The sequence below is a fragment of the Candidatus Darwinibacter acetoxidans genome (assembly GCF_041936445.1).
In the GTDB taxonomy this organism is placed as follows: Bacteria; Bacillota; Limnochordia; order Darwinibacteriales; family Darwinibacteriaceae; genus DTU010.
Map to the genome: position 1 here is coordinate 1 of NZ_JBHGXH010000212.1, position 2,473 is coordinate 2,473.

At 57.7% G+C, this 2,473-nt stretch carries 1 protein-coding gene and 2 pseudogenes; 2 read left to right on the forward strand and 1 reads right to left on the reverse strand.

The window, feature by feature from the left end:
* The first annotated feature begins 214 nt into the window (after nt 1-214).
* Entirely contained in the window at nt 215-1,135 is a 921-nt protein-coding gene (locus ACE4YL_RS08180; RefSeq protein WP_461365094.1) for an ABC transporter ATP-binding protein, read from the forward strand.
* Nucleotides 1,125-2,198: pseudogene (locus ACE4YL_RS08185) on the forward strand (ABC transporter permease); the annotation flags it as partial. The gene ACE4YL_RS08180 and the pseudogene ACE4YL_RS08185, both read left to right, overlap by 11 nt.
* 3 nt (nt 2,199-2,201) lie before the next feature.
* Here ACE4YL_RS08185 and ACE4YL_RS08190 read toward each other — a convergent pair.
* Nucleotides 2,202-2,375 (reverse strand): annotated as a pseudogene (locus ACE4YL_RS08190) (hypothetical protein); the annotation flags it as partial.
* Nucleotides 2,376-2,473: the final 98 nt, after the last annotated feature.

Here is a 2,473-nt window from a genome sequence, read left to right on the forward strand (position 1 = left end):
GCGGCGAGATGTGGTATTCTTATGTTCAGGAACCATAGCTAAACCCTCCGTATCGTGTTAGTTTGGTTACCAACATCATACAGGGTTTCTGGCTGTGGTTCCATTCATTTCTTCGTGTTGCATTTCATTCTACAATGAGCCTCTGGAAATTTTTCACGAATTCCCCTGGTTCTGTGCTATAATAACTGGTAACGCTGCCAAGGGGAGGACAAGCATGGACGGTCTTTATGTAGAAGGGATTAGCAAAACCTATGGTTCCGTTGCCGTGGTGAATGATGTCTCCTTTCACGCTTCCCAGGGCAAGATCCTGGGCCTTTTAGGCCCCAACGGGGCAGGCAAAACCACAATTCTCCGCATGATTATGGGCATCACCGCTCCGGACCGCGGCGGGGTGTTTTTCCGGCAGGGAAGTTCCCAAACCCAGGGTATCCCCCGGTCCGCCATTGGGTACCTGCCGGAGGAGCGGGGCCTGTACAGGGAGGCCAAGGTCCTAAGCGTCCTGGTGTTTTTGGCCGGCCTGAAAAATGTGCCCAGGCCGGAAGCAAAAAGGCGGGCCCTGCACTGGCTGCGCAAGTTTGGCCTGGAGGAATACGCTCACAAAACAGTGGAGCAGCTTTCCAAGGGTATGGCCCAAAAGGTGCAGTTTGCCGCCGCGGTGCTCCACGAACCCAGGTTCGTAGTGCTGGACGAACCCTTTTCCGGCCTGGATCCCGTGAGCCAGGACCTGTTTAAGGCGGAAATCAGGGAGCTGGCCAATGCCGGGGCGGTGGTGCTGCTTTCCAGCCACCAGATGAACATCGTGGAGGAGCTCTGCGATGAGATCTTCCTCATCCATAGGGGCCGGGAAGTGGTCAAGGGCGACCTCCAATCCATCAGGGAACGCTACGGCAGCTTCCGGGTGGATGTGGAGCTGCCCCCCGGTCTAAAGCCAAAGGTCCGGGAAGAGCTGGTGGAAACCTGGCAGGAACTGAACCAGGGCAGCTACCGCTATATCCTCCGGGAAGGAGTGCAGCCCCTGCAGTTTGTGCAGAGCCTGCCCGCGGATCTGCCCATCCATGAGCTGACCATCAACCGCCCCACCCTGCACGACATTTTCGTGCGGGTAGCCCAAGGAGGTGCCGGCCATGAAGAATAGCTGGAAAGTTGCCCAGTGGGAGATTCTGCGCAACCTCACCAACAAGCAGTTCATCATCGGCCTTTTGATCACGCCCTTGATCATGGCGCTGTTCATCGTGGTGCCTGTGCTTCTGGAGCGCTGGAATCAGCCGGCTACAACCACCTACTATGTGGTGGACGAGCTGGGGGCCGCCGAGGCGCTCCAGGCCTTTCTGCCTGAAAACATCGTGCTGGAAAAGCAGAGTGCCAGTGCGGACCTCGCCCAGCTGGTGAAGGAGGGTAAGGCCCGCGGCTACTTTATCCTGGATGAGAGCTTCCCGCTAAGCGGCCAGCTGGACCTATTCTACAACGACCGCAACACCCAAAGCATGAATACCCTGCGCCAGGCACTCAGCGCGCTCCTGCAGCACCTGCGCCTGGAACTCTCGGAGGTGAGCCCTGAGCAGCTGGCCTTTGTTACCGCACCCGCCCAGGTTAGGCAGGTTCCCCTGGAGGAAGAACTGGAACCTGAGGCCATGCACCTTGTGGTCTCCAGCGTGTTTGCCATGCTGATCTTCTTCCTGATCTTCTCTTCCGCGGCCATGCTCATGCAGAGCGCCCTGCAGGAGAAGCGGGACCGCATGGCGGAGGTGGTGCTCTCCTCCATCCGCCCCAGTGCCTTGATGCAGGGCAAGATCATCGGGCACTTCATTTTGGGCCTGATCCAGCTGGGCTTTTGGCTGGTACTGGGTCTGCCCCTCGCCATCTATTTCCTCGACTTTTCCCTGCTGGAAGCCCTGCGGGGGGTAAACCTGGCGGCCATCCTTTTCTTTGGCTTAGGCGGCTACCTCCTCTACAGCGCCCTCTTTGTGGGCCTGGGGGCCACCATGGAAGATGTGCGGAGCGCGGGCAACGCCCAGGGACTGGTGGTGATGCTGCCCATACTGGCCTTCCTCTTCATCGGGCCGGTGTTCAACAATCCCGACGGCTCCATGGCGGTCTTTGCCAGCATCTTTCCCCTGACCAGCTCGACCATTATGATGCTGCGCAGCGGGCTTACGGTCGTTCCCCTCTGGCAGCTGCTCACCTCGGGAGCCCTGCTTTTGGTGACCTCCTACGCCGCCATGCGCGCCGCTGCCAAAATCTTCAGGGTGGGCATGCTCATGTACGGCAAAAGCGCCACTCCCAAGGAGATCCTGCGCTGGCTGCGCTACAAAGAAAGCTGATACCAATAAGGAAGGGGCTGTTGCAGAATGAACGTTGATTAGTTCATCCTGCACGGCCCTTTTTTGTCTAATAACGAGAATACGGGCTCGCGAAGGAGCCCGTACCCTGGTATAATTTAGTTATGCAAACAAAACTATACACCAAAGATTAT

Coding starts and splice junctions, on each gene's coding strand:
- ACE4YL_RS08180 (WP_461365094.1), top strand. CDS start 215: ATGGACGGTCTTTATGTAGAAGGGATTAGCAAAACCTATGGTTCCGTT.